At 69.6% G+C, this 24133-nt stretch carries 25 protein-coding genes; 10 read left to right on the top strand and 15 right to left on the bottom strand.

Going from position 1 to position 24133, the window contains the following annotated elements:
* The first annotated feature begins 44 nt into the window (after positions 1 to 44).
* A complete protein-coding gene (locus tag Ahu01nite_RS11940; RefSeq protein ID WP_203836544.1) occupies positions 45 to 500 on the top strand; it encodes a VOC family protein in 456 nt (151 codons plus the stop codon).
* Between the two features lie 23 nt (positions 501 to 523).
* Here Ahu01nite_RS11940 and Ahu01nite_RS11935 read toward each other — a convergent pair whose 3' ends face one another.
* From Ahu01nite_RS11935 to Ahu01nite_RS11920, 4 genes are read right to left on the bottom strand one after another with little or no spacing between them, the layout of a single operon-like run.
* The gene (locus Ahu01nite_RS11935) at positions 524 to 883 is read right to left on the bottom strand and encodes a hypothetical protein (protein ID WP_203836543.1); all 360 of its coding nucleotides are present in this window, start codon (positions 881 to 883) and stop codon (positions 524 to 526) included.
* Positions 880 to 1743, bottom strand: a complete 864-nt coding sequence (locus Ahu01nite_RS11930) for a DODA-type extradiol aromatic ring-opening family dioxygenase (protein WP_203836542.1) — start codon at positions 1741 to 1743, stop codon at positions 880 to 882. Before Ahu01nite_RS11930 ends, Ahu01nite_RS11935 begins: the two co-directional genes overlap by 4 nt.
* Positions 1744 to 1753: 10 nt before the next feature.
* Positions 1754 to 2530, bottom strand: a complete 777-nt coding sequence (locus tag Ahu01nite_RS11925) for a citryl-CoA lyase (protein WP_203836541.1) — start codon at positions 2528 to 2530, stop codon at positions 1754 to 1756.
* The gene (locus tag Ahu01nite_RS11920) at positions 2512 to 3666 is read right to left on the bottom strand and encodes a CaiB/BaiF CoA transferase family protein (RefSeq protein WP_239158791.1); all 1155 of its coding nucleotides are present in this window, start codon (positions 3664 to 3666) and stop codon (positions 2512 to 2514) included. The genes Ahu01nite_RS11925 and Ahu01nite_RS11920 overlap by 19 nt, the downstream gene beginning before the upstream one ends.
* Positions 3667 to 3808: 142 nt before the next feature.
* Here Ahu01nite_RS11920 and Ahu01nite_RS11915 point away from each other — a divergent pair, with 142 nt between their 5' ends.
* The 4 genes from Ahu01nite_RS11915 to Ahu01nite_RS11900 are packed head-to-tail and all read left to right on the top strand — an operon-like array spanning position 3809 to position 7803.
* On the top strand, positions 3809 to 5239 hold the full coding sequence (locus Ahu01nite_RS11915; RefSeq protein ID WP_203836540.1) for an amidohydrolase family protein: 1431 nt from the start codon (positions 3809 to 3811) through the stop codon (positions 5237 to 5239).
* A 3-nt stretch (positions 5240 to 5242) separates the two neighbouring features.
* A complete protein-coding gene (locus Ahu01nite_RS11910) occupies positions 5243 to 6040 on the top strand; it encodes an IclR family transcriptional regulator domain-containing protein (RefSeq protein WP_203836539.1) in 798 nt (265 codons plus the stop codon).
* 50 nt (positions 6041 to 6090) lie between these two features.
* The gene (locus tag Ahu01nite_RS11905; protein WP_203836538.1) at positions 6091 to 6696 is read left to right on the top strand and encodes a GNAT family N-acetyltransferase; all 606 of its coding nucleotides are present in this window, start codon (positions 6091 to 6093) and stop codon (positions 6694 to 6696) included.
* A gap of 18 nt (positions 6697 to 6714) precedes the next feature.
* Positions 6715 to 7803: a DNA glycosylase AlkZ-like family protein gene (locus Ahu01nite_RS11900; RefSeq protein ID WP_239158790.1), complete on the top strand. Its 1089-nt coding sequence runs from the start codon at positions 6715 to 6717 to the stop codon at positions 7801 to 7803.
* Between the two features lie 107 nt (positions 7804 to 7910).
* Here the strand turns inward: Ahu01nite_RS11900 and Ahu01nite_RS11895 are convergent, their stop codons facing one another.
* Positions 7911 to 8207, bottom strand: a complete 297-nt coding sequence (locus Ahu01nite_RS11895) for a DUF3040 domain-containing protein (RefSeq protein ID WP_203836537.1) — start codon at positions 8205 to 8207, stop codon at positions 7911 to 7913.
* Positions 8208 to 8305: 98 nt separating this feature from the next.
* The gene (locus Ahu01nite_RS11890) at positions 8306 to 9058 is read right to left on the bottom strand and encodes a dienelactone hydrolase family protein (protein ID WP_203836536.1); all 753 of its coding nucleotides are present in this window, start codon (positions 9056 to 9058) and stop codon (positions 8306 to 8308) included.
* Positions 9059 to 9137: 79 nt separating this feature from the next.
* On the opposite strand from Ahu01nite_RS11890, the gene Ahu01nite_RS11885 reads away from it, so the two are divergent.
* Positions 9138 to 10013: a LysR family transcriptional regulator gene (locus tag Ahu01nite_RS11885; protein WP_203836535.1), complete on the top strand. Its 876-nt coding sequence runs from the start codon at positions 9138 to 9140 to the stop codon at positions 10011 to 10013.
* A 143-nt stretch (positions 10014 to 10156) separates the two neighbouring features.
* Here the strand turns inward: Ahu01nite_RS11885 and Ahu01nite_RS11880 are convergent, their stop codons facing one another.
* The 3 genes from Ahu01nite_RS11880 to Ahu01nite_RS11870 form a co-directional block, all read right to left on the bottom strand.
* A complete protein-coding gene (locus Ahu01nite_RS11880; RefSeq protein ID WP_203836534.1) occupies positions 10157 to 11392 on the bottom strand; it encodes a bifunctional glycosyltransferase family 2/GtrA family protein in 1236 nt (411 codons plus the stop codon).
* Positions 11393 to 11579: 187 nt separating this feature from the next.
* Positions 11580 to 13724, bottom strand: a complete 2145-nt coding sequence (locus tag Ahu01nite_RS11875) for a glycosyltransferase family 39 protein (RefSeq protein WP_203836533.1) — start codon at positions 13722 to 13724, stop codon at positions 11580 to 11582.
* A 103-nt stretch (positions 13725 to 13827) separates the two neighbouring features.
* Positions 13828 to 14889, bottom strand: a complete 1062-nt coding sequence (locus Ahu01nite_RS11870; RefSeq protein ID WP_203836532.1) for a 3-deoxy-7-phosphoheptulonate synthase — start codon at positions 14887 to 14889, stop codon at positions 13828 to 13830.
* Positions 14890 to 15166: 277 nt separating this feature from the next.
* Between Ahu01nite_RS11870 and Ahu01nite_RS11865 the strand changes: the two genes are divergently transcribed.
* Complete coding sequence (locus Ahu01nite_RS11865) at positions 15167 to 15571, top strand: hypothetical protein (RefSeq protein WP_203836531.1); 405 nt, start codon at positions 15167 to 15169, stop codon at positions 15569 to 15571.
* Here Ahu01nite_RS11865 and Ahu01nite_RS11860 read toward each other — a convergent pair.
* A complete protein-coding gene (locus Ahu01nite_RS11860; protein ID WP_203836530.1) occupies positions 15518 to 17107 on the bottom strand; it encodes a sensor histidine kinase in 1590 nt (529 codons plus the stop codon). The two genes, Ahu01nite_RS11865 and Ahu01nite_RS11860, sit on opposite strands and share 54 nt — an antisense overlap.
* A gap of 1 nt (position 17108) precedes the next feature.
* On the bottom strand, positions 17109 to 17846 hold the full coding sequence (locus tag Ahu01nite_RS11855; RefSeq protein ID WP_203836529.1) for a response regulator transcription factor: 738 nt from the start codon (positions 17844 to 17846) through the stop codon (positions 17109 to 17111).
* 130 nt (positions 17847 to 17976) lie between these two features.
* Here Ahu01nite_RS11855 and Ahu01nite_RS11850 point away from each other — a divergent pair, with 130 nt between their 5' ends.
* From Ahu01nite_RS11850 to Ahu01nite_RS11840, 3 genes are all read left to right on the top strand, one after another.
* Entirely contained in the window at positions 17977 to 18291 is a 315-nt protein-coding gene (locus Ahu01nite_RS11850) for a hypothetical protein (protein ID WP_203836528.1), read from the top strand.
* Positions 18292 to 18734: 443 nt separating this feature from the next.
* The gene (locus Ahu01nite_RS11845; protein WP_307794521.1) at positions 18735 to 19100 is read left to right on the top strand and encodes a MerR family transcriptional regulator; all 366 of its coding nucleotides are present in this window, start codon (positions 18735 to 18737) and stop codon (positions 19098 to 19100) included.
* 117 nt (positions 19101 to 19217) lie between these two features.
* The gene (locus tag Ahu01nite_RS11840) at positions 19218 to 20267 is read left to right on the top strand and encodes a zinc-binding dehydrogenase (protein WP_203836527.1); all 1050 of its coding nucleotides are present in this window, start codon (positions 19218 to 19220) and stop codon (positions 20265 to 20267) included.
* On the opposite strand, the gene Ahu01nite_RS11835 is transcribed toward Ahu01nite_RS11840, so the two are convergent.
* The 4 genes from Ahu01nite_RS11835 to Ahu01nite_RS50330 are packed head-to-tail and all read right to left on the bottom strand — an operon-like array spanning position 20191 to position 24006.
* Complete coding sequence (locus Ahu01nite_RS11835) at positions 20191 to 20976, bottom strand: permease prefix domain 1-containing protein (protein ID WP_203836526.1); 786 nt, start codon at positions 20974 to 20976, stop codon at positions 20191 to 20193. The genes Ahu01nite_RS11840 and Ahu01nite_RS11835 overlap by 77 nt on opposite strands.
* The gene (locus Ahu01nite_RS11830) at positions 20973 to 21290 is read right to left on the bottom strand and encodes a PadR family transcriptional regulator (protein WP_203836525.1); all 318 of its coding nucleotides are present in this window, start codon (positions 21288 to 21290) and stop codon (positions 20973 to 20975) included. The genes Ahu01nite_RS11835 and Ahu01nite_RS11830 overlap by 4 nt, the downstream gene beginning before the upstream one ends.
* A gap of 45 nt (positions 21291 to 21335) precedes the next feature.
* A complete protein-coding gene (locus tag Ahu01nite_RS11825; RefSeq protein ID WP_203836524.1) occupies positions 21336 to 21815 on the bottom strand; it encodes a DUF3592 domain-containing protein in 480 nt (159 codons plus the stop codon).
* A gap of 25 nt (positions 21816 to 21840) precedes the next feature.
* Positions 21841 to 24006 (bottom strand): hypothetical protein, encoded by a 2166-nt coding sequence (locus Ahu01nite_RS50330; RefSeq protein WP_239158789.1) that lies wholly within the window; start codon positions 24004 to 24006, stop codon positions 21841 to 21843.
* Positions 24007 to 24133 lie beyond the last annotated feature (127 nt).

Below are 24133 nucleotides of genomic sequence, written 5' to 3'. Positions count from 1 at the left end.
AATACCGGGCGGGAACTGACCCCTATCCCATTTACCGTCGTCGCATGACTTCACCGAATACCGTTCAGCTCGCCTCCGTACGAGTCATCACCGAGGACCTTCCCCGCCTCGTCCGGTTCTATCAAGTCCTCACCGGCGCCACACCGCAATACCTGACCGACGACTTCGTCGAGCTGGTGACACCATCCGCGACCTTTGCGGTCAGCAGCCCCGAGCGCGTGGCGTTCATCACCGCGAACACTCCTCGGGGAGGTGCCAACAACAGCGCCATCGTGGAGTTCCTCGTCGACGACACCGAAGCCGTATATCAGCGGCTCGTCACCGAGTTCGGGAATGAACTCGACGTGGTTCAACCTCCCACGATGATGCCGTGGGGCAACCTGTCGGTTCTGATCCGCGACCCGGATGGGGCGCTGATCAACCTCTACACGCCGGTGACACCGCAGGGACAGCAGCTTCAGCAAAACCGCACACCCAGGATGCTGCATTCCGAGGCGTGATCCCAACGCTGCGGCTCAGTCAGCTAGGTGGCGATGTCCGGGTACGGCATGGAGAAATGCGCGAGCCGGGCGCCGTAGGCCTTCTGGTATTCCAGCGGCCCGTGATCCCGCTCGAACATCGCGATGAACAGCGTCAGCGTGAGGAACGGGTGGGCGCCCAATTCGAAGAGCGCCACGTGGTCGTGGTCGATCAGCGCGGAACGTTCGGAGTCGGTGAAGCGCAGCCACGTGGAGGCCTCGCCGGAGTGGCAGTTGAGGACCTCGTTGGCGCGGGACTGCTCCCACCACTCGACCGTTTCGCGGGGTGCGGTTCGGTAGCGTTCGACCAGGTCGGGGTCGCGGTCGACGGTGTAGAGGAATTTGTCGACGAGGTATTTGCTCATGCGGGGGCTCCACTCGGGTACCAGGTGAAGTAGGCCTCCATGGTGTGGAACAGGTCGAGGCTGTCCACATAGTCGGCCTTCGCGCCGGCGCCTGCCACGCCCATCATCAGCATGAAGTCCATGAAGCCGTGGGTGGCGTTGCCCGGCGAGTGCAGGCTGTCCAGGGTGACCTCGGCGAGGCAGCGTTCGAGGTCACCGGTGGCGATCCATTCGACGGCCTTGCGGTCGAATTCGGGGTCCGGGCCGTGCGGGCCGAACTGGCGGGGGCCGCCGAGCTCCAGCGAGAGGTGGCCGGTGCCGATGATCGCGACGCGCAGGTGGCTGGGCCAGGATTCGACGATCTCGCGGATCGCCTTGCCGAGCTGCACGAAGCGTTTCGGCTGGGGCAGCGGCGGCGCGAAGATGTTGGTGTAGATCGGGACGATCGGCAGGTCCGCCTCGGGGCGCAGCGTGATGATCGGGCAGGTGACGCTGTGGTCGATCCGCAGCTCGTTGCTGAACGCCAGGTCGAAACCCTCGTCCAGGCCGGCCCGCAGGATGTGCGCGGAGAGGTCCTCCTGGCCCTTGAGCAGCATCTTCGGCAGGCCGAACTCGCGCTCCTCGTTGTACCAGTTGGCGTCGTAGAACGGCGCCTTGCCGACGAGGAACTGCGGCATGTTGTCGAGCCACAGCTGGTGGAAGTGGTCCGAGCCGACCATGACGAGCACGTCCGGCCGCGCCCGGGTCAGCGTCTCCCGGAAAGCGGTGATCTTGGAGACCCACTCGTCGGCGAACGGCGGGCGGTCCTCACCGGTCGCGGTGCTGGCGCGGTAGTAGAAGGGGTGATGGGTGGAAGCGATCACGGCGACGACGGAAGCCATGGCGCTCCTCTCAAAGCTCGTCGGGGCTGAGGTAGACGGCGTTGCGGTCGACCGTCATGTAGATGTCCATGCCGAGGGGCCTGCGCCGTTCCTCGGCCAGGTGTCCGAGCAGGCCGGCCGTGCGGGCCAGCAGCGCGAAGCCGCGCAGGATGTCGATCGGCAGACCGAGGTCGGCCAGGGCCGCGCCGCACACTCCCGCGCCGTTCAACGGCAGCGTCTTGCCGAGCACCTGGGGGTGTACGCGCCCGATCGCCTCGAACAACCGCAGGTGGGGGCCCTTCAGCCCCTCCTCCTCGGCGATCTGGAACAGCACCGGGGTGCGGGGGTCCAGCTTCTTGTGCACGGGATGCCCGAGCCCGGGGATGCGGCCCGTGGCGTTCTTCAGAACTCGCAGCGCGAGTTCGTCGAAGTCGATCTCACCGGTTTCCGAGGAGAGAGCCGCGTGCAGAAAACGTCCACAGTCCTCGGTCACGCCCAGGAAGCGGCTGCCGCCACCGAGCAGGCCGGCGGCGAGAGCGCCCTGCAGAGAATCCGGAGCACTCAGGTACGTCAACCGCGCCGCGATCGCCGTCGGCGTGAACCCGTGATCGGCGAGCGCGACCAGCACCGCCTCGAAGACCCGGGTCTCGCCGGCAGTCGGGTGGCGCCCCGCGACCAGCCAGTACGCGAGCTCGCCAAAGCCCACCTTGCCCATCAGGTCCGCGGCGAGATCCTGGCCCAGCAGCCGGATCTGCGTCTCGTCGGACGTTCCGAGCGACGTCGGGAACCTCAGTCCGTCATCAGCCACGCGCGGATCTCCTCACCGTGTTCGTTCAGTCCGGGCGGCGGCAGGGTGTAGCCGGCCGGGGTGTCCGAGAACGTGATCGGGTTGCGGACGCCGGGGACGCCGCCGGTCGTCACCACCGGGTCGAGGCCCAGCTCCTCGGCGAGCCCGAACCCGCCGTCGATCGTGTTGATGGGTGCGCACGGCACACCGGCGGCGAGCAGCTCGCGGAACCACTCGTCCTTGGTGCGCTTGCTGAGCCGTTCGACAAGAATCGGGCGCAGCTCGTCGCGGTTGCGGGTGCGCTCCTGGTTGCGGCCGAAGCGCGGGTCGTCCGGCAGCTCGGGCAGCTCCAGCACCTGGCAAAGCTTGCGGAACTGGCCGTCGTTGCCCGCGATGACGATCAGCTCGCCGTCGGAGGTGGGCAGCGGCTCGTACGGGAACAGGCTCGGATGCGCGTTTCCCATCCGGAACGGCACCGTGCCACCGGCGACGTACCCGCTGGAGTGGTTGACCAGCCCGGACAGCGCGGACGAGAGCAGGTTGACCTCGACGTGCTGCCCGGTGCCGGTGACGCCGCGGTGGTGCAGGGCCGCCAGGATGCCGATGTTCGCGTGCAGCCCCGCCATCACGTCGAAGACCGAGATGCCGGCGCGGTACGGCGACCCGTCGGGGTCACCCGTCAGGCTCATCAGCCCGGAGATCGCCTGCACCATGAGGTCGTACCCGGGATAGCCGGCGCCCGCTCCGGTGCCGAAGCCGCTGATCGACGCGTAGACGATCTTCTCGTTCGCAGCGTGCACCGAGTCGTAGTCGAGGCCGAAGCGAGCGAGCCCGCCGGGCCGGAAGTTCTCGATCATCACGTCGGCGCGGTGCGCGAGGCGCTGGGCGACCTCGACGTCGGCCGGGTCCTTGAGGTCGAGCGCGATGGAACGCTTGTTGCGGTTGATGCCTAGGTAGTAGGTCGACACGTCGTCGCGGGTCGGGGGCATCCAGGTGCGGGTGTCGTCGCCGCCGGGGCTCTCGACCTTGACGACCGTGGCGCCGAGATCGGCGAGCAGCATCGTCGCGTAGGGGCCCGCCAGGATCCGCGAGAAGTCCGCGACGAGCAGTCCGTCCAGTGCGCCCATGAGCCGCCTTCCGGGGTTGCTGTCCGCCATGCGGACATCCGTCCGCGCCAAGCAAGTCTCGACCGACTGGCGATGTGCTGTCAACGGAAACATTTTCTTGACATTCACGACGCATTGGAAAAACACTGACCGCTGTACGGACGGCTGTCCGCCGCCTCGAAGAGGAGCCGCCATGAGCGAGATAGTGCTGTTCACCAACGCCACCGTCCTGACCATGGATGATCGGCATACCGTTCTCACCGGCTCCGATGTGCTCGTGATCGGTGACAGGATCGCTGAGATCGGCACCGGGCTGACCGTGCCCGACGGCGCGACCGTGATCGACGCGTCCGGCGGCATCCTGATGCCCGGCATGATCGACACGCACCGGCACATGTGGCAGACCGCGATGCGTGGCTACGGCGCCGACTGGACCCTGACCCAGTACTTCGTCTGGTACTACCTCGAATCCGGCAAGCTGTTCCGGCCCGAGGACGTGTACGCCGGCAACCTGCTCGCCGCGATCGAAGCCATCGACGCCGGCGTCACCACCACGGTGGACTGGTCACACGGCCTGCAGACGCCACAGCACGCGGATGCCGCCGTCGACGCGTTGCAGGCGGTGCCGGGGCGGTTCGTTCTCGCGTACGGAAATATTCAGCAGGGTCCTTGGGAATGGTCCGCCGACCCGGCCTTCCGGGACTTCGTCAACCGGCGGATCACCCCGGGCGACGACATGCTCGGGTTCCAGATGGCGTTCGACGTCACGGGCGATCCGGCGTTCCCCGAGCGGGCGGCGTTCGAGGTCGCGCGGGAGCTGGGCGTGCCGGTCACCACCCATGCCGGGGTGTGGGGCGCGACCAACGACGACGGCATCCGGCTGATGTACGAGAACGGTTTCATGACTCCGCAGACCGTGTACGTGCACGCGGCGACGCTGAAGCCGGACTCGTACCAGCGGATCGCCGCGACCGGTGGCTCGGTCTCCGTCTCCACCGAGAGTGAGCAGAGCGCCGGCCAGGGTTACCCGTCGACCTGGGCGTTGCGCGATCACGGCATCCCGGTGTCGCTGTCGATGGACACCAGCGTCTGGTGGAGCGGCGACCTGTTCTCCGCCATGCGCACCACGCTCGGCGCCGACCGGTCCCGCGAGCACCTCGAGGCGCACTCGAAGACCGAGACCGTCACCCACGTGCACCTGCGTGCCGAGCACGTCGTCGACTGGGCGACCCGGGGCGGCAGCAAGGCGCTCGGGCTCGACGACCGCCTCGGCAGCCTCGAGCCGGGCAAGAAGGCCGACATCGTGCTGCTGCGCAACGAGAGCTCACCGGTGATGTTCCCGCTGCTCAACCCGTACGGTCATGTGGCGTTCCAGGCGCAGCGCGGCGATGTGGAAGCGGTCCTGGTCAACGGGCGGATCGTCAAGCGCGACCACAAGCTTGTCGGCGTCGATCTGGCCGCGGCGCGGACCGCCGTCGAGTCGACCATCGAGCACCTGCGCTCGACGATGGGCGAGGAGGCGTGGCTCAAGGGCATGAACCCCGATGTGCCGGAGACCAAGGTGACCGACAACCCGTACACGTACACCGACTATGACGCCGGCTCGGCCCAGTGGAAGCATTGATCCGTGACACGTGCCGCCGGACCTGACTTCATCGAGGCCCTTGCCCGGGGGCTCGACGTGCTGCGCAGCTTCCGGCCGGGCCGCCGGGTGTCGACGCTGAGCGAGATCGCCGCCGACACCGGGCTGGCCCGGCCCACGGTCCGCCGGATCCTGCTGACGCTCACCGAGCTCGGTTACGTGCGCGCCGAGGACCGCGGGTTCGCGCTCACCCCGCGTGTGCTCGAGCTCGGCATGGCATATGTCCACAGCCTGGACATGTGGGAGGTCGCCCGCCCGCACATGGAACGCCTGGTCGCGCAGACCGGCGAGTCCACGTCGATGGCCCAGCTCGACGGCTCCGACATCGTCTACGTGGCCAGGGTCGCGGTGCCGAAGATCGTCACGCTCTCGGTCACCATCGGCACCCGCTTCCCGGCCGCCGCGACCTCGATGGGCAAGGTCCTGCTCGCCGCGCTCACCCCCGCCGAGCTCGACGCCGTGCTCGCCCAGCCGACCCGCTCGGGCATCGCGGCCCGGGTGATCCCCGGCCGCGCGGAGCTCGACGGCGCCCTGCGCGAGGTGCGGGCTCAGGGCTGGGCGCTCGCCGATCAGGACCTCGCGCTCGGCATCCGCTCGATCGCGACCGGGGTGCGGGGCGGCGACGGAAAAGTCGTCGCGGCCCTCAACGTGACGGTCCACGCGGCCGAAACTTCTGTCGAGAAGTTGACAGGCGTGTATCTCCCGCCGCTGCTGCATGCGGCCGCGGACATAAGCAGTGACTGGTCATTGCGCGATACAGCGCCCATGGTCGTCCGCGCCTGACCAGTTTCTTTCACTGGCCGAAACCGGGTGACTACGGGCAGGATCGGCGCATGACGACCCGGTTGCCTTACCCGATCGCCCTGAGCGGGGACGGCGTCATGCTGCGCGAGTGGCGGGACGACGACCTGGACGAGCTGGTGGATCTGCTCGACGAACCCGCCATCGCGCGGTGGACCCCGATGCCGTCACCGTTCGACGTCGAGGCCGGGGTCGCGTACCTGAAACGGGCGAAACAGGGACGCACCAGCGGCCGCCGCATCCAGCTCGCCATCACCGTGGACGGCGGCAAGCCGCTCGGCGAGGTCCTGCTCTTCGGCGTCGACGGCGGCCTGCGCGAGGCGGAACTCGGCTATCTCGTGGGCGCGGCCCATCGCCGGCGCGGCCTCGCCGCGAGCTCACTCTCACTGCTTTCCACGTACGCCCGGAGCACGCTCAAGCTCAGCCGCCTGGTCCTGCGCATCGACCCGGGGAACACCGCGAGCACCGCTGTCGCCCGGCGCTGCGGATACAGCCTGACGGGCGAGCCGCCGATCCTGCAGGAAGGCCCGTACGGCCCGAGCAGCCTCGACACGTGGGAACTTGTCGCCGCAAGTGGGAGCACGCGCATGGAGCGCCTGAGAAATGTCGCAGCCCGGAGGTACGGTCGGCGCGGGTGACAACTTCCGGAGGGTGCCATGGACGTCACGCGTACGCAGGTCATGGCCTACCGCGTGGCCGCGCTGGGGCTCGCGGAGCGCGGTTCGCAGCGGCCCGCCGATCTGCCGGTGCTCGACCTCGGCGTGCAGGAATACACCCCCGGCTCGACCCAGGTCGCGCTCGCCGCCCGCACGTCCGCCGACCTGGACGACGACCGGCTGATCACCGTCTGGGCAGCCCGGGGTGCCCCGCACCTGCATCGCCGCCGCGACCTGCCCGCGCTGGTCAAGGCGCTCTGGCCGGTCAGTGACGCGGACGCCTCGGCACGGATCAACAGCGCCCAGATCGTGCAGGGCGTCAAGCTGGGCATCAAGGCGTTCGAGGCCACCGCCGCGGCCTGCCGGGACGTGGTGACCTCCTCGATGCCGCGCGGCGAGGCGAGCACCGAGGTCAGCAAGCGGGTGCCGCGCGAGCTGACCTACGACTGCCGCAGCTGCGCTGCCCGGCACATCGCGGGCAACGTCTGGCAGCACTCGGGCCTGGCCGGGGGAGTGCGGGTGGAGTCCCGCGGCAAGGACGCGATGCTCGGCCCGATCCCGAAGGCCCCACCCCGGCCGACGGCCAACGAGGGCATCGACGCTCTGATCACGACCTACCTGACCCTGCTCGGCCCGGCGGGCCCGGCCGAGGTCGCGAAATACCTCGGCTCGACGACCACCGAGATCAAGAAGGTGTGGCCGGCCGAAGGGCTCGACGAGGTGCGCGTGGAGGGTCGTAAGGCCTGGGTGGCCGCTCGTTCGTTCGACTCGGCGCCGGCCCCGGTCAAGGGCGTCCGTTTCATCCCGCCGATGGACGCGCTGCTCCAGGCCCGCGACCGTGACCTGCTGGTGCCCGCGCGGGAGCAGCAGAAGGAGGTCTGGCGCGCACTGGGAAACCCGGGCGTGCTGCTGGTCGACGGCGAGATCGCCGGGGTGTGGCGCGCCAAGATGGCCGGGCGCAAACGGGTCGCTCTGACCGTGACGCCGTTCGGTTCGCTGACCGCCTCGGCGCGCAAGGCGGTCGAGGCGGAGTCGGCCGCGGTCGCCCGGGCCCGCGAGGTGCCCGAGGCGACCGTGGCCTACGCCTGAATCACCAGGCCTACGCCTGAATCACCAGGTCGGGGCCGGGCCGCCGGTCGGGCCGAGCCGCCGGTCCGGGCTTAGTCGCCGGTCGGGGCCGGGTAGGGCGCGAGGAGTCACCAGTTGGGGGGCAGGGTGTCCGGGAGGACGAGCTTCGGGCCGCGCAGGCGGTAACCGATCGCGACCATGATGACCAGTGCCCAGACGCCGGAGACGATCGCGGCGGCCCACCAGCCGACAACCGCGAGGATCAGGGCCGCGGCCCAGACCACCGTCGCGGCGAGGATCAGTGAGACCGGAACGCGGCGCCGGGAGAGGTGTCCGCCGGCCATTCTGGCGCAGAAGTCGGGGTCATCGCGTCGCAGCTGGCGTTCCAGCTGCGCGAGGCGGCGGTTGTCTTCCTTGTTGAGCATGTGCACCTCCGGCGGGGCCCGGACAGAAAGAGCCGACTACCGGAGCTAACCCGAACGCCCCGGTCGATGCCTCCATTGTTACCCGCAGGTCACGGAATTCATACTGCGTGCAGGGTTGTGTTCACGCCCGATTCATGCAGCATCCTGCAGACCCGACCCCACGCATCGGCCGCCGCCACTGGCTCGTAGCTGTCCCGCTGCCGGCAAAAGAACCCGTGACCTGCACCGGAATACTCTACGAGCTCGTGGGCGACCCCCGCGACGCTCAGCGCTTCCGCGATCTGCTTTCGCTGCTCGGCAGGGATCAGCGGGTCGTCCGCGCCGAGCAGCATCAGCACCCTTGAGGTGATTGCGGAAGTGCGGTCCAGCGTGGGCTGTGGCCGACTGAGCGGAATGTCCGTAGTGGGCAGCCAGCCGCCGTAGAAGACAGCAACAGCGGGCAGATGAAAAGCGGTGGCCGACAGGTACGCGAGATGCCCGCCGACGCTGAGCCCGACCATCCCGGCAACGTGGTGCCCGGCGTTCCGGAGCTGGGTCAGCGTCGCACCCACGTCGGCGAGGGCCTGCTCGCGGGTCAGCCGGCCGAGCATGTCGAAGCCCCGGGCCCGCCCCTCGGCATCGGCGGGCAGCTCCCCGGTGGACGGCTCGCGGTGATAGAAGTCCGGGGCGACGGCGTAGTAGCCCAGATCGGCGAGCTGCTCGCAGACATCCCGCACGTGAGCGCTGACGCCGAACAGCTCCATACCGACGAGCACGGCGGGTGCAGAACCCGGGGCGGCCGGGCGGGCGACGTACGCCGGCATCGGGGTTGATCCCTGCACTGGAATCTGAATTGTCTCGGTGATCCGCATGCTCTCCACGCTGCTGGGCGGGCGGTCATAAGTCCAAGACGTAGTTGTGCTGGGACTTATCGCGCGACATTCTGAATCGATGGAGCTTCGGCAGCTGGTGTACTTCGAGGCGGTGGTGCGCCACGGGAGTTTCACCCGCGCCGCCGCGGACCTGCACATCGCTCAACCGGCCGTCTCCGCGCAGATCCGCCTGCTGGAGACCGAGCTCGGCGTGACCCTGCTGACGCGCACGACCCGGCGCATCGCGCTGACCGCGGCGGGAGAGCTGCTCCTGGCCAGGGCGAAACGGATCCTCGGCGAGCTGGACGGCGTCCGCGACGACGTGGCGCAGGTCGGCGCCGTGCTCCGCGGCCGGCTCGCCGTAGGGGCAACCGAAGTGCTCGGGACCGTGGACCTGGGGGGCGCGCTCGCGACGTTCCACCGGCGCCACCCGGGAATCGCCCTGTCGCTGCGGACCGGCCTCGTGGCGGAGCTGCTCGGTGGCCTGGACCGGGGCGAGGTCGACCTCGTGCTGGGGCCGGTGCACGCCGATCTGGCCGATCGCTACACCGTGCGGATGCTCGCCGCCGAGGACGTCGTCCTGGTGACACCGCTCGGGCACCCGGCCGGCGGGCTGCGTGACGAGCCGTTCGTCTGCCTTCCGCCGGGGAGCGGGCTGCGGGCGATCCTGCACGAGGCTGCCACCGCCGCGGGGTTCGAGCCGGCCGTGCCGTTCGAGGCGTCCGGGCCGGGCGAGATCCGGGCCCTGGTCAGCGCCGGTCTGGGCGTCGCCGTAATGGCGGGCTCCACGGCCCGCTCACCCGGGCCGCCCGTGCGGGTCGTTCCGCTCGACCAGGCACCCGAGCATCCCGGCATCGGCCTGCTGAGCCGCCGCGGCCGCCGGCTCAGCCCGGCCGCGGCCGCGTTCCGCCAGCACGTGATCCATCAGATGCGCCCTAACGTTCCGAGCCGCTGATTTGTTTGCCCTGAGGTGGCGAGGGCGGCAACGTCGCGCCCCGGGCACGAAGTTGCGCCGAGACTCGCAGCACCGCAACTTCCTGCGGCGTCCCGACCCCGGCCTGCGGCGTCCCGGCCCGCCGCCGGCCAGGGCTGCGGCGTTCAGGCTGAGGCGTGGGCTCCTCGGGTGGCGCGGAAGACCCAGATGCGCATGAGGAGGAAGCGGACGCCGGTGGCGATGAGGTTGGCGATGACGAGGACGCCGAGTTCCACGTAGGTGGGTGGGCTGGTCATCAGGTGTAGCAGGGCGAGTGAGCCCGAGGTCAGGCCCAGGCCGATGCCGAAGACGACGAGGCCCTGGGCCTGGTGGCGCCAGGCGCCGTCGCTGCCGCGGACCCGGAAGGTGACGCGGCGGTTGACGGCCGTGTTGGCGATCGCGGTGACCAGCAGGGCGATCAGGTTGGCCCACTGGGCGCCCATGCCGTCCCGGAGGATGGCGTAGAGCGCCAGGTAGGCCAGGGTGCTCGCGACGCCGACCGCGGCGAAGCGCAGGATCTGGCCGGTCAGCCCGGCGGGGACACCGGCGACCGGGAGCGGGTTGCGGCCGAGCTGTTCGCGCAGGGCGGCGAGGGGGAGCCGGCCGGTGCCCAGGGCGCGGGTCAGCCGGGCGATGCCGCGCAGATCGGCCATGGCTGTCGCGACGATGTCGACGCGGCTGTCCGGGTCGTCCACCCAGTCGACCGGGACCTCGTGGATGCGCAGGCCGGCGCGCTCGGCGAGGACCAGCATCTCGGTGTCGAAGAACCAGCCGGTGTCCTCGACCATGGGTAGCAGGCGCTCGGCGACGTCGGCGCGGATGGCCTTGAAGCCGCACTGGGCGTCGGAGAAGCGGGCGCTGAGGGTGCTGCGCAGGATGAGGTTGTAGCTGCGGGAGATGAACTCGCGCTTCGCGCCGCGGACCACCCGGGAGCCGCGGGCCAGGCGCGAGCCGATCGCGAGGTCCGAGTGGCCCGAGATGAGCGGGGCGACGAGCGGCAGGAGAGCGCCAAGGTCGGTCGAGAGATCCACATCCATGTACGCGAGGACAGCCGCGTCCGAGTGCGTCCACACGTAGTTCAGCGCGCGCCCCCGGCCCTTCTGAGGCAGGTGCACCCAGCTGACCTCACGCAGGCTGTCGGTGAGCCGCCGTGCCACGTCCGCCGTCGAGTCGGTGCTCGCGTTGTCCGCGATGGTGATCCGGAACCGGTACGGGAACTCGGTCGCCAGGTAGGCGTGCAGCCGGCGTACGCAGGGCTCGAGGTCGATTTCCTCGTTGTAGACCGGGACCACCACGTCGAGCACGGGGGCGACGACCCCGACCGGACCCGACTCGTGCACAGGCAGCGTGGAGAGGCTCATGCCCCTAAGTTCGCCGCCGGGCCTTTGCCCGCAATGTGTCGCGCCTGTGGCGGGCCTGTGAGTGCTCACCTCAACCAGCCTGGTGGCCCCGACGTGAGCGCGTCTCACGGTTTCCTCGCTGTTCATACGCCTCGTACGCCGAAGGCGGCCCCCGGATCGGGAGCCGCCTTCGATGCCTGTCCGGTGCTTACGAGACCGGTGCGGTGAGGTCGTAGATCGTCACGTTGTCGACGGTCTGCGACTGGTAGTTCTCCGACACCCACGTGGAGATCTGCGAGCTGTCGTTGCTGCCGCCGCTGCTGTTGCCGCCGCCGAAGCCGCCGCCACTGCCGCCGATGAAGTAGTGGATCTTTCCGTCGGCCACGTACTGCTTGAACTGCGCCAGCGTCGGTGACGGGTCACTGCCGTTGAAGCCGCCGACCGCCATGACGGGCTTCTCGGTGGCCAGCTGGTAGCCGGACGCGTTCTGCGAACCCACGGCCGCCGCGACCCAGGTGAACTGGTCAGCATTCGTCTCGAGCAGCGTCTTCATCGCATCGCTGACGGTCGCCGCGTCGAGCAGCCCGCCCATGCCGCCACCCCCACGCATCCCGCCACCACCGTTACCGCCGGGGAAGCCTTGCTGCGTGCCGGTCCCGCCTTGCTGGGTGCCAGTGCCGCCTTGGGTGCCGCCGCCCTGCTGGGTGCCGCCGGGGAAGCCGCCCTGGCCGCCGCCGCCCGGGAAGCCGCCGCCACCCCGGTTGCCGCCACCACCACCGGGCCCGCCACGACCGCCACCACCACCGCCGAACCCACCGCCGCTCTGCACCGAGGGCCCGGCCGTCGGGATGGAACCGGTGTGCGGCTCCGAAGCCGTCTGCACCGCGTACGCCGCCGGCCCGGCCAGCAGCGCGATCAGCGCACCCCCGGCGGCGAACAGCGCGATGTTCGCCGGCAGCCGCAGCGAGGCCAGCACGCCGACCGCCGCCACGAGCCCGAGGATCAGCACGACCCAGCGCAGCCACGGCACGAAGTCCGGGCTCCAGCCGAGCATGTGGAACGACCACCACGCGGTCACGCCGATCGCCACCGCGAGAGTGCCCGCGGCGAACGGGTTGCGCCGGGCGCGCCACAGCAGGACCGAGCCCATCCCGACGACCGCGCCGACCGCCGGAGCGAGTGCCACGGTGTAGTACGCGTGGAAGATGCCCTGCATGAAGCTGAAGACCAGGCCGGTGCCGACCAGCCACGTGCCCCAGAGGACCAGGGCTGCGCGCAGCTTGTCGGTGCGTACGGCGCGGGCGGTCAGCACGAGCCCGCCGACCAGCACGATCAGCGCGGCGGGCAGCAGCCAGGAGATCTGACCGCCCTGCGACGTGTCGAACATCCGGGTGATCCCGGTTTCGCCCCACATGCCACCGCCGGTGCCACCTCCGCCACCGCCGACGCTGCCGGTCTCCTCACCGTTGAGCCGGCCCAGGCCGTTGTAGCCGAGGGTCAGTTCGAGCAGGCTGTTGTTCTGCGAGCCGCCGATGTAGGGCCGCATCGAGGCGGGGACCAGCTCGACGATCGCGATGTACCAGCCGGCCGAGACGACGAGGGCGACGACGGCGAGCAGCAGTTGCAGGAGACGCTTGCCGAGCTTCGGCGGACCGGCGATCAGGTACGCGAGGCCGTACGCGGGGACCACCAGCAATGCCTGCAGCATCTTGGTCAGGAAGCCCAGACCGACGAGGGCGCCCGCGAACATCAGCCACTTGGTCGAGCCGTTCTCGACGGCCCGCAGCGTGGCGTACGCCCCCGCGATCATCAACAGCACGAGCATGGCGTCCGGGTTGTTGAAGCGGAACATCAGCACCGCGATCGGGGTCAGCGCCAGCACAGCGCCCGCGATCAGGCCGGCCGCGGGGCCGAACCAGCGCTTGACGGTCGCGAAGAGCAGCCCGACCGAGGCGACGCCCATCAGCGCCTCGGGGACGAGGATGCTCCACGAGCTCAGCCCGAAGATGCGTACCGAGATCTCCATGATCCACAGCGACGCCGGGGTCTTGTCCACGGTGATCGAGTTCGCCGCGTCGGACGAGCCGAAGAAGAACGCCTCCCAGCTCTTGGAGCCGGCCTGGACCGCCGCGGAGTAGAACGCGTTGCTCCAGCCCGAGGCACCGAGGTCCCAGATGTAGAGCACCGCGGTGACCACGAGCAGGCCGATGAGCGATGGCCGCACCCAGCTCGCGTCCGTGGCGGGGCCGCGCAGGACCGTGGACCAGCGGGACCGGATCTGAACCGGTGGAGGTGCGGGCGACGAGGGCTCCACGACCGGGGCCGTCTCCGGTACGGGCAACGTCGAGGTCATCAAAGGTTCCTTACGGCAGGCGGAAGCATGCTGACTTCCGTACCTTCTTCCGCCTGCCTGTCGGCCCCTTATGCCCTTACTGTGCGGCCCCTGTGAGTGTGGGTCAGCCCGCGCGGCGCTTCGCCGAGGCGGCTGCGAGCCGCTCCAGCACCTCCACCGTGGGGTCCCAGCCCATGCACGCGTCGGTGACACTCTGGCCGTACGTGAGGTCGCCGCCCAGGTCCTGCCGGCCCGGCACCAGGAAGCTCTCCAGCATGACGCCGCGGATGCCGTGCTGGCCGGCCTCGAGCTGGCCCGCGATGTCGTCCGCCACGATCGGCTGGCGCAGGTGGTCCTTGTTGCTGTTGCCGTGCGAGCAGTCGACCACGACCCGTTCCGGGAGCCCGGCCTCGCGCAGCAGCGTCAGCGAGGCGTTGACGTCCTCGGCGCTGTAGTTCGGCCCCTTGCCGCCACGCAGCACCAGGTGGGCGTCCGGGTTTCCGGTGGTGTGCATGATCGCGGGCGTTCCCGAGACGTCGATGCCGGGGAAGACGTGCTTCGCGGCCGCGGCGTTGATCGCGTCGATCGCGGTGCCGATGCTGCCGTCGGGGCGGTTCTTCATGCCGATCGGCATGGAGAGACCCGAGGCGAGCTGCCGGTGGACCTGCGATTCCACCGTACGGGCACCGATCGCACCCCACGCCACGGTGTCCGCGATGTACTGCGGCGTGATCGGGTCGAGGAATTCGACGGCGACCGGCAGCCCCCGCTCGAGCACCTGCAGCAGCAGCGCCCGGGCTACGCGCAGCCCCTTGCTCACGTCACCCGTACCGTCCAGCTCCGGGTCGTTGATCAGGCCCTTCCAGCCGACGGTGGAGCGCGGCTTCTCGAAGTACACCCGCATCACGATCAGCAGGTCGTCGGAGAGCCGTTCGGCCTGGTCGCGCAGCCGGTCGGCGTACTCGGCGGCAGCGACCGGGTCGTGCACCGAGCAGGGCCCGACAACGACCATCAGACGCGGATCGCGGCCGTTCAGCACGTCCTCGACCTGGCGCCGGCTCTCTAAGACGCTCGCCGAGAGCTCATGGGTGAGCGGCAACTCGTGGTGCAGCAGGGCGGGGCTCATCAGGGGCACGACCGACTCGATGCGGTGGTCGCTGACGCGCTGTACCTCGGGGATCGTCATGGCGATGGGTCCTCTCCGCCGGCTCCCCAGGGGCCGGCTTCCCCTGGGCCGTGGGCCGGCTCGTAACAAACGAAAAGGCAGCGACGAATGTCGCTGCCTCGGCCGGCCCTACGGGGTGTCTCAGGTCATGAAGTCATGGCAGAGACACCGGCGGAGCCGGCCTCATAAACCACGAATACCAACGGGACACGCGGCCATGCTAGCCCATGAATCGGGGGACTGTGTCCGTCACCCGGGGTATGGGCACATGCAAGTTGCGTGTGCTGACATGAGATGTATGAAAGAGACGAGCGCGCCGTACCTCCTCGACGGTCTCGCCGACCTGCCCCCGGCGGAGCGCCGTCAGGCCGTTTCGCTGGTGGTGCTGAAGGTCTGGGAGACGCCGCAGGTCCTGCTCGGTGAGATACCCGCGACCCAGGCGCTGGCCGCGATCGCGGCGATCGCCGCGGGGCTGCCGGGTGCCCAGGGCCGACCCTGGCTCGACGACCGGCTGCGCGCGGCGGCCTGCCCCAAGGTCACCAGCGAGCTGGCCGGTCGTGCCCTCTGCGCCCTCGACGTGCTCGTCGGCCGGGACAGTGCGTCCATCCCGCTGCAGCTGCACGTCTCGGACGGCGCGGCGGCCACCGCTCTACTGGACGACCTGCGGGACGTACTGATGGACGGACTGCGGCTGGGCTGGTAGGAAATCGGTCAGCGGCAGCCGGACGGTGAACTCCGTGCGCCCCGGCATGCTGCGCACCGCGACCGTGCCCCGGTGGGCGGTCACCACGGCGTGCACGATCGACAGGCCGAGACCGGTGCTGCCGGCGGCCCGCGAGCGGGAGCTGTCCCCGCGGGCGAACCGCTCGAAGATGTGCGGCTGCAGCTCGGCCGGGATGCCCGGGCCGTAGTCGGTCACCCGCATCACGGCCGCGTCCGCCTCAGCGCCGACCCCGACGACCACGCTGGTGCCTTCGGGCGTGTGCGTACGCGCATTGGCCAGCAGATTCGCCAGCACCTGATGCAACCGTTGCCCGTCACCGATCACGCTCACCGGCTCGTCGGGCAGGTCCAGTTGCCAGTCGTGGCGCGGACCGGCGGCGTGCGCGTCACTCACCGCGTCCACCACCAGCATGGTCAGGTCGACCGGTTCGTGCGCGAGCGGCCGGCCGGCGTCCAGGCGAGCCAGCAGCAGCAGATCCTCGACCAGCGCGGTCATCCGCTGCGCCTCCGACTCGACGCGGCGCAGCACGTGGCCGATCTCGTCGGGGACGGGCTGGCGGCTGCGGCGGCTCAGTTCGGCGTACCCGCGGATGGCTGCCAGGGGGGTGCGCAACTCGTGGCTGGCGTCCGCCACGAATTGGCGTACCTGCATCTCGCTGGCATGCCGCGCTTCCAGCGCGTTCCCCACATGATCAAGCATCCGGTTCAGGGCCGCGCCTACCGCACCCACCTCGGTACGCGGGTCGGTGTCCGCATACGGCACGCGCTGGGCCAGCTCGACCTCGCCACGGTCGAGCTTGAGTTCCGAGACGCGGGTCGCGGTCGCCGCCACCCGGTTGAGCGGTTTGAGATTGCGCCGGATGATCACCGCCCCGGCCCACCCCGCCGCGATCAGCGTGATCAGCACCGCCCCACCCGTGACCAGCGCAATCGTGATCAACGTCGAGTTGGTGTTCCCGAGGGACAGCGCAACGATGACCCTCCCGCCCTTGGAATTCAGTCGGGAAACGACGCGATACTCGCCAAGATCGCCGCCGAGGTCGATGTCGGTCGCGGTGTTGTTCGGATTGACGGCGGACAGCTGGGCGATGGTTGCGGCCGGGAGAGACGCGTAGAGGTTCACGATGTCGCCGTCGTCGTTCTGGCCGAGCGCGACAACACCGCCGAGGGTCTTGATGCCGTTCGAGTCCAGGTTCAGCAGAATCGAGCCGGTCTCGGCACCTGGTGGGGGGCCGCTGCGGAGCTCGTCACCACCGCCGCCGCCCTGCCTGGGAAGCCCGCCGTAGGGACTGGGGTTGCCGTTGCCGCCTCCGGAAAAACCCTGCGCCCGGTCGGCGGTCTCGGTCAGCTTCACGTCCAGCTGCGCGTAGAGGGTCCGGTGCAGGTAGATCTCGGCGGTGCCGCCCACGACCAGGCCCAGCACGGTCAGCAGCGCGATCATGACCGCGATCAAGCGGGTGCGCAGCGACCAGCCCGCTGGGGAGCGCCAGCGGGCGGGGTGTGCGGCGATCGCCATGTCAGTCGGCCGGCTTCAGGACGTAACCCGCGCCGCGCATGGTGTGGATCATCGGCTGGCGGCCGGCGTCGATCTTCTTCCGCAGGTACGAGATGTAGAGCTCGACGACGTTCGCCTGGCCCCCGAAGTCGTAGTTCCACACCCGGTCGAGGATCTGGCTCTTGCTCAGCACCCGGCGCGGGTTGCGCATCAGGTAGCGCAGCAGCTCGAACTCCGTGGCGGTCAGGGTCACCAGGTCGCTGCCGCGGCGCACCTCATGGCTGTCCTCGTCGAGGCTCAGGTCACCGACGATGAGCTGGGAATCCGTACGCATCGGCGAGCGACCCATCCGCCGCATAAGCCCCCGCAGCCGGGCGACGACCTCCTCCAGGCTGAACGGCTTGGTCACGTAGTCGTCACCACCGGCGGTGAGCCCGGTGATCCGGTCCTCGACCGAGTCCTTCGCGGTCAGGAACAGCACCGGCACGTCGGGGGACTCCCCGCGCAGCCGGCGCAGCACCTCGAGGCCGTCGATGTCGGGCAGCATCATGTCGAGAACGACGGCGTCGGGGCGGAAGTCGCGCGCGGTCCGGACGGCGGTCTGGCCGTCTCCGGCGCTGCGCACCTCCCAGCCCTCGTAGCGCAACGCCATCGAGAGCAGCTCCGCGAGCGTGGGCTCGTCGTCGACCACGAGGACCCGCACGGGACCCCCATCGGGCCGCCGGAGCTCGCTGCTGGTGTCTGCGTTCGCCATCGTCATGCCCCTACTGTTGCGGGCCACGCTTTGCGCCGCCTTTCCACTTCCTGTGTAGCACCTGTGTGTTCGGCGCACAGGAAGGACACGGATTTCGCACAGCGCAGTGATGGGCAGGCTGCGCACAGTTGCTGCCATGACGGAGATGATGATCAGCCGGACCGCGTACCCCATGGCCTGGCAGGAGGCCCCGACCAAGCCGGACCCGACCGCCCCGGTTCAGATGTCCCCCCGCTATTACGAAGGCGGCAGCACCCCGAAGCGCAAGCTCCGGACGGCCGGCATCGCGGTGGCCGCCGTGTTCGCTGTGGCGGCGGTCTTCGGCCCCGGCCCGAACCTGGTCACCCGGCTGGGCATCGGCGACCAGGCCTTCGCCACGGTCAGCGCCGCCGACACGATTGTGAGCAGCGACATCCTGGCCGACGTCCCCGCCGCCGGCCGCAATGCCTGACCGCCGGGACAACGGGCCGGCCGACGGCCGCAATTTCTGACCGTTTGGGCTGATACTGCATCCAGGTTGAGGGCCCTACCGTCATGCGGTGCACAGGCGGCCACGGCCTGATCCTGCGCCCGAGCGGGATCGAAGCCGCGAAGTCCGCCGGCACCATGACCATCCCGTGGGAGGCCCTGGCAGCGGAACAACCCGGCCGCGGCCCGGTCTGGCACGAGATCAAACTCGCCTACGCCCACCCCCACCGTCCGCCGGATCGTTCTGGGTCTCACCTGCGCGGTCGCCGGAGTAGCGATCAACACCTACGTTGACGGCTTCTGGGACGTGGTGTCCTTCCCCCTCACCTGGATCGCGGCGAGCCAGTTCTACGCTGCGTTCAAAGGCTGGCGCGCAACGGCACAGGCTTCACGTGTGGGTACGGCCAGGTAGAACGGGGGCTCGGAATGCTGCGCATCGGCGATCTTGCCGCGCGGACCGGGGTGACGGTCCGCGCGCTCCGCTACTACGAGGAGCAGCATCTGCTGAGCGCTTCCCGCGCCGCCAGTGGCCACCGGCTCTACCCCGATTCGGCGGTGGAACGCGTGCGGATGATTCAGCGGATGTTCGCCACGGGCCTGTCGAGCCGCATGATTTCCGCTGTCTGCCCGCTCGGTGTGGAAAGCGGACCCGACGACACCGGCCATGAACGGCTGGCCGCTCTGCTGTCCGAACGTGACCGCCTCGCTCGTGAGGTTCAGGAGCTGGCGGCCACACAGGACCGCCTTGACCTGGTGATTCGCGATGTTCGGGACGCGCGCGCCAGCGGTTGAGCGCATGAGGCAGGGCGGTGCGTGGCGGGCGTCACACTGGACCTCACGTCGACGGGAGATTTTAGCGTCGACGGCGTGACCTGGACGGTTCGGTCACGTCGACGTGAGGGAGTTGTGGTGCGAGCAATCGTGGTGCGGCGGTTCGGCGGGGTCGATGTCCTTCGGCTGGAGGATCAGGCCGACCTGGTGCCGGGACGCGGCGAAGTCCTCGTGGATGTCGCGTTCTCCGATGTCGGGACGCTGGACCGGCTGATCCGCGCCGGTCAGTTCCGGGAGTTCTTCGATATCGACGTGCCCTACATCCCCGGCGGCGGCGTGGGCGGGACCGTGCGTGCGGTCGGCGCCGGCGTCGACGAGCGCTGGATCGGACGATCGGTCGTCGGCGGCACCGGGACGGGGAAAGGGCCCACCGGCGGCTACGCGGGGCAAGCGGTCCTCGCGGCGAACGTCCTCACCGAGGTGCCGCCCGGAATCGGGGTGGATGTGGCGACCTCGCTGCTGAACGACGGTCCCACGAGCCAGCAACTGCTCGATGTCGCATCGCCCGCCGCCGATGACCGTGCACTGGTGCTCGCCGCCGCCGGTGCGGCCGGGATGCTGCTGGTACAGCTGCTCCAGAACCGAGGCGTTCCGGTGGTTGCTGCCGCGAGAAGTGCCGAGAAGACCGCTGCGCTCCGCGAACTCGGCATCAACCACGTCGTCGACTACGGCACCGCGGAGTGGACCGCGCAGGTCGAGACGGTCTTCCCTGACGGCCCGACGATGGTGTTCGACGGTGCCGGGGCAGCCCTCGGACGTCAGGGATTCGCACTCCTCGCCGACCGGGGCCGGATCATCAGCTATGGCACCAGCGCGGGCACGTTCGCCGAGTTCGATGCCGACGACGCCCAACGCCGCGGCATCGGCATCACCAACCTTCTCGAACTTCCCGCGGTCACCGCGCCGGACCGGAGTCGCCTGCTGCAACGAGCCTTGGATGCCTGCGTCTCCCACGCTGCCATTCCACTGCTGACACACGTGCCTCTCGCCGACGCCGCGAAAGCGCACACGGCGCTGGAGCAGCGCACCGCGATCGGCAAAACGGTCCTCGCTACGCGGTCACAGGCCGGCGGGCAGCGAGGCGGGGCGCCCCGGGCCGAAACGCCCGTCGTAGTGCGACCGCGCTGACGGCGATCGCGAGCAGGCCGCCGACGAGGTCCCCCAGCGTGTAGTACTGAACGTCGAGCGTTATGCCCTGGATCCCCTCCAGCACGAGGGCCACGCCGGCCAGGCCGAACGGGACCGCGAACACCAGGCCGACGACGCTGCGTTTCGGCGTCCAGAGTGGAGCCCCGAGCGCGGTGGATCGCCGCAGGATCAGTAGTGCGATGACGAGCACCACTCCGATGCCCCCGATGAACAGGTGGGGAAGGTAGCTGGTGGGGAAGTCGTTCTGCTGATACAGCCGCACGCAGTCGACCTCGCCCGGCGGAATCCACGGCGGCGAACACATCGGGTGGCCGCCGAACCGGTCCGTCGCGATCAGCAGCCGGGTCCACGGCCAGCTCAGCAGCCAGGTCAGCGCGCCACTCAGCCCGTACCAGGCCAATGCCGTGCCGGTGAGTGCCCAGACCCCGATCGTCAGCCGCCGCAGCGACAGCCGCACGGTCCCGCTGCTGCCCGGCACGCGACGGGCGATGGTGTTCGCCGCGCCGAAGCGGTCGACAGCCTGACGCTCCGCGGCCTCGTCGTCCAGGCCGCGGGCCCGCCCCTCGGCGACGGCCTCGGCGAGGTGCTCCTCGGCCTCGATCAACAGTCGCCGCCCGTCCGCGCCGGTGCCGCTCAGCAGGTCGAACATCTCGTCGAGATACCGCTCGACGGGCCCGGTGGCGGTCATGCGAGGCCCCCGATCACGGCCTGGACGCCGACGACAAAGCCACGCCACTCCTGCTTCTTGGCCGCCCGGGCGCGACGGCCGTCATCGGTCAGCTCGTAGACCCGGCGCCGGCGCGCGGCCGTCTCGTCCCAGCGGCTGGCCACCAGACCCGCGCGCTCCAGGCGTTGCAGCGCCGGATAGACCGTGCCCTCCGGCAGGTCGAAGGCGCCCTCCGAGCTGTCGCGCAGCGCGGTGATCACGGCGTAACCGTGCACCGGGCCGGCGTTGTCCAGCACCGACAGCAAAAGCAGGTCGAGATGACCGCGTATCTCCATACCCAGAAACCCTAGGCATAGCAATCCTAGGTGTCAACGACTGGTTCAGCTCCAGTCGCCGTCCGGGACGAAGGAGTCCGCGCCGGATGTCGCATGGATCGTGTTGAAGGCGAGCAGCCCGAAGCCGATGAAGAGCAGGCCGAAGATGACCATGACGATGGCGCCGCCGGCACGGCTGCCGGGTGTGGTGGCGTGGTCGGGGTCGGCGGGGTCGTAGATGACGGTGATCGGTTTGTCGGTGAGGTGTGAGGTGTTGCTGGGGCTGGAATCCAGGGCCGTCTTGATGTCGCGGCCGTCGGTCGTGCGGAAGGTCACCACCGGGTAGTAGGTGATCTGGCCGTCGCTGTTCGAGTGTTCCTGGTTGTCGACGACCGTGGCGGTGACGTGGGTGCCGATCTCGGCCAGGCGGCGGGCGCGGAGCCAGCTGCGGATGCCGAAGAAGATCATCGCTGCGCCCGCGAGGACGGGGAGGACGACCAGCATCACGATGCCGAAGATCGATAGCCAGTCGAAGTCGTCGTTCATGATCAGCAAGGTAGCTGAGGCTCGCTCATTCGGTTGTCGTCTCCAGGGCGGCGTCGCGGAACTGGTCGGCTCCCTGTTTCAGGCGTTCCTGGTAATAGACGCGGTTCCAGTTGGTCCAGGTGACGTGGCCGGTCGGCTGGTCCGTGCCAGTGGCCGAGACTGTGACGCCGACCCCGGGGCTCGCCACCAGCTTCAGCTTTCCCGAGGTGGGTACGCCGACCCGGTGCTTGGACGGGTCCGCGAAGCCGAGCATCGCCCACGGCACCCGCACGACCAGGGAGTCGCCGTCGCGGTACCAGAGGGCTCGGCTGTCGTCCGCCGGTGTGCCGTAGCGCAGGTCGCCCGCGTTCTGCAGCTCGGCCGGGAGGTTCTCGCCGGTGCTGGGGACGGTCAGGTCGCGGTTGACGACCAGTTCGAAGCGGCGCCAGCCCTGCGGTGCCGGGCCACGCTGGGATTGCGGGACGGCGTAGTCCAGCGGCATCGGGTCGAGTTCGCGGCGCAGGTACGCCTGACCGGTGCGAGCGACGAGGTCGAGTTCGAACGCCGCGTCGGATTCACGGTCGCCGGTGCCCGGGGCGGGTGGGCCGGTGATCCCCGGCAGCACGTCGAATCCCAGGGTTACGGCGCTGGGCAGGGGAGTGCCGAGGGCGACCCGCAGATTGACGTACGACTCGTCGACCCGTGCGATCACCCGCTGGGCCGGCCACGCGTGCTCGTCGTCGAGCAGATACTCCGGCGCAGCGTCCGGGGAGCCCGCGGCGTCCATCGCGATCAGGCCGAAGTTCTGCTCGTTGGTCAGCGGGTCGTGCCAGAGCTGGCGGCGTTCGGCGTCCTGGTGCTCGATGGTGTTCCACGTGAACTTGAACCACTCGTCCGCCCAGCCGAACAGGAAACCCCCGCCCAGGCCCTGATCTTTGATCAGGCGCAGCAGCTCGGCGTCGATCCGCATGGCTTCCCGCTCGCTGTGGTCACCCTGGGTGCGGCCGAGCGGGCTGTTGTGGGCGGAGCCGATCGAGGAGGGTACGCCGAACTCCGTCACCAGCGTCGGCATGTCCCTGTGGTGATCGCGGAGGGCCGCGAGGTACCCGGCGTACGGGTCGGTGCGTCCCTCGTACACATAGCGTTGCAGTGCGGGTTCGTGCCTTTGAAAATCGGGATAATAGGGGTACGCGTGATAGCTCGCGAACGTCCCCGCCGGCCAGTCCGCAGTCGGGCGCACGTGGTTGGCGTCGAGGTTGAACAGGTCCTCCTGCGCGAGCGGCTCGTCGGGGTGGCGCAGCGGATCCGTCGTCGGCCAGTTCACGAACGCGATCGGCTCGCTGACCCCCTCCGCCGCCTCGTATCCCGCCAGTTCGTTCATCCGGGCGGCGAGCCAGCGCTCGGTGGGGGAGGCCTGCGCGGTGCTGCGGAAGTACTTGCCGCGCACGGCTGGGGCGCCCGCGTTGCGGGTGTCCGACGCGCTGCCCGCGTACGGATCGAACTCGACGCCGATGATCCACGAAGCGAGCCAGGGAGTCACATCGGTGTCCCAGACCCCGCTCGCCCTGCCGCGTAGCGGCTCCCGGCTCAGCCGTCCCCGGACCGCGAGACTCGCATCCCTGATCTCCGCCTGGAACGCCTTCGTGACAGCGGGGTCGTAGACGTTCTGTTTCTGGACGTAGGACTCGTCGGGCAGGTAGATGCCCTGCATCAGGTAGAGCGGGCTCGCCGGGTTGGCGAGGTTGTAGCGAGCCAGTTCCCGGTAGAAAGCGGGCGGGTGGATCGTGTAGATCCGCAGGACGCGCAGGCCCAGCCAGCCCATCGCCGCGAACCAGGTCCGGTACTGATCGGCGGTGATCGACAGCTCGCCGGGCTGGTGACCGGGGGTGGTGCTGCCCAGGTTGATGCCGGGCAGGAACGTCACGTCACCACCCGCGGTGTGCAGCGCGAACCGCTGTTTCTCCGCGGTCGCGATGCTGAGCAGCCCGTGGTCGGTGGTCGCGGCCGGCGCCCACGACGGCCCGGCCGGGGGCGAACCGATCGCGGTCATGCCGGGGATCGCGAACGCCGCCGAGCGCGCCTGCGGCCGTGGTGTCGCCCCGGCCAGGAGGAGACACATCGCCAGCGTCACGACCCCGATGAGCGCGGCCTTGACGGGGCTGCCCCGGTGACGTATCGGGGCCTGAACCAGATGCAGCGGATAGTCCCCCACCGTCAAGATTGTGTGCCCCGAGGGTTGCAGAATGCGGCGTTTTGTCGGGAAGCTTGAGGCCGCGGAACACTCGCCGTTCGAACGGAGTTGTGCCAGCGTTGGTCAAGTCGGCGGCGCCAGCGAGCGT

It is taken from the genome of Winogradskya humida, assembly GCF_016862215.1.
GTDB classification, from domain to species: domain Bacteria; phylum Actinomycetota; class Actinomycetes; order Mycobacteriales; family Micromonosporaceae; genus Actinoplanes; species Actinoplanes humidus.
This window is presented reverse-complemented; position numbering and strand designations above follow the sequence as displayed.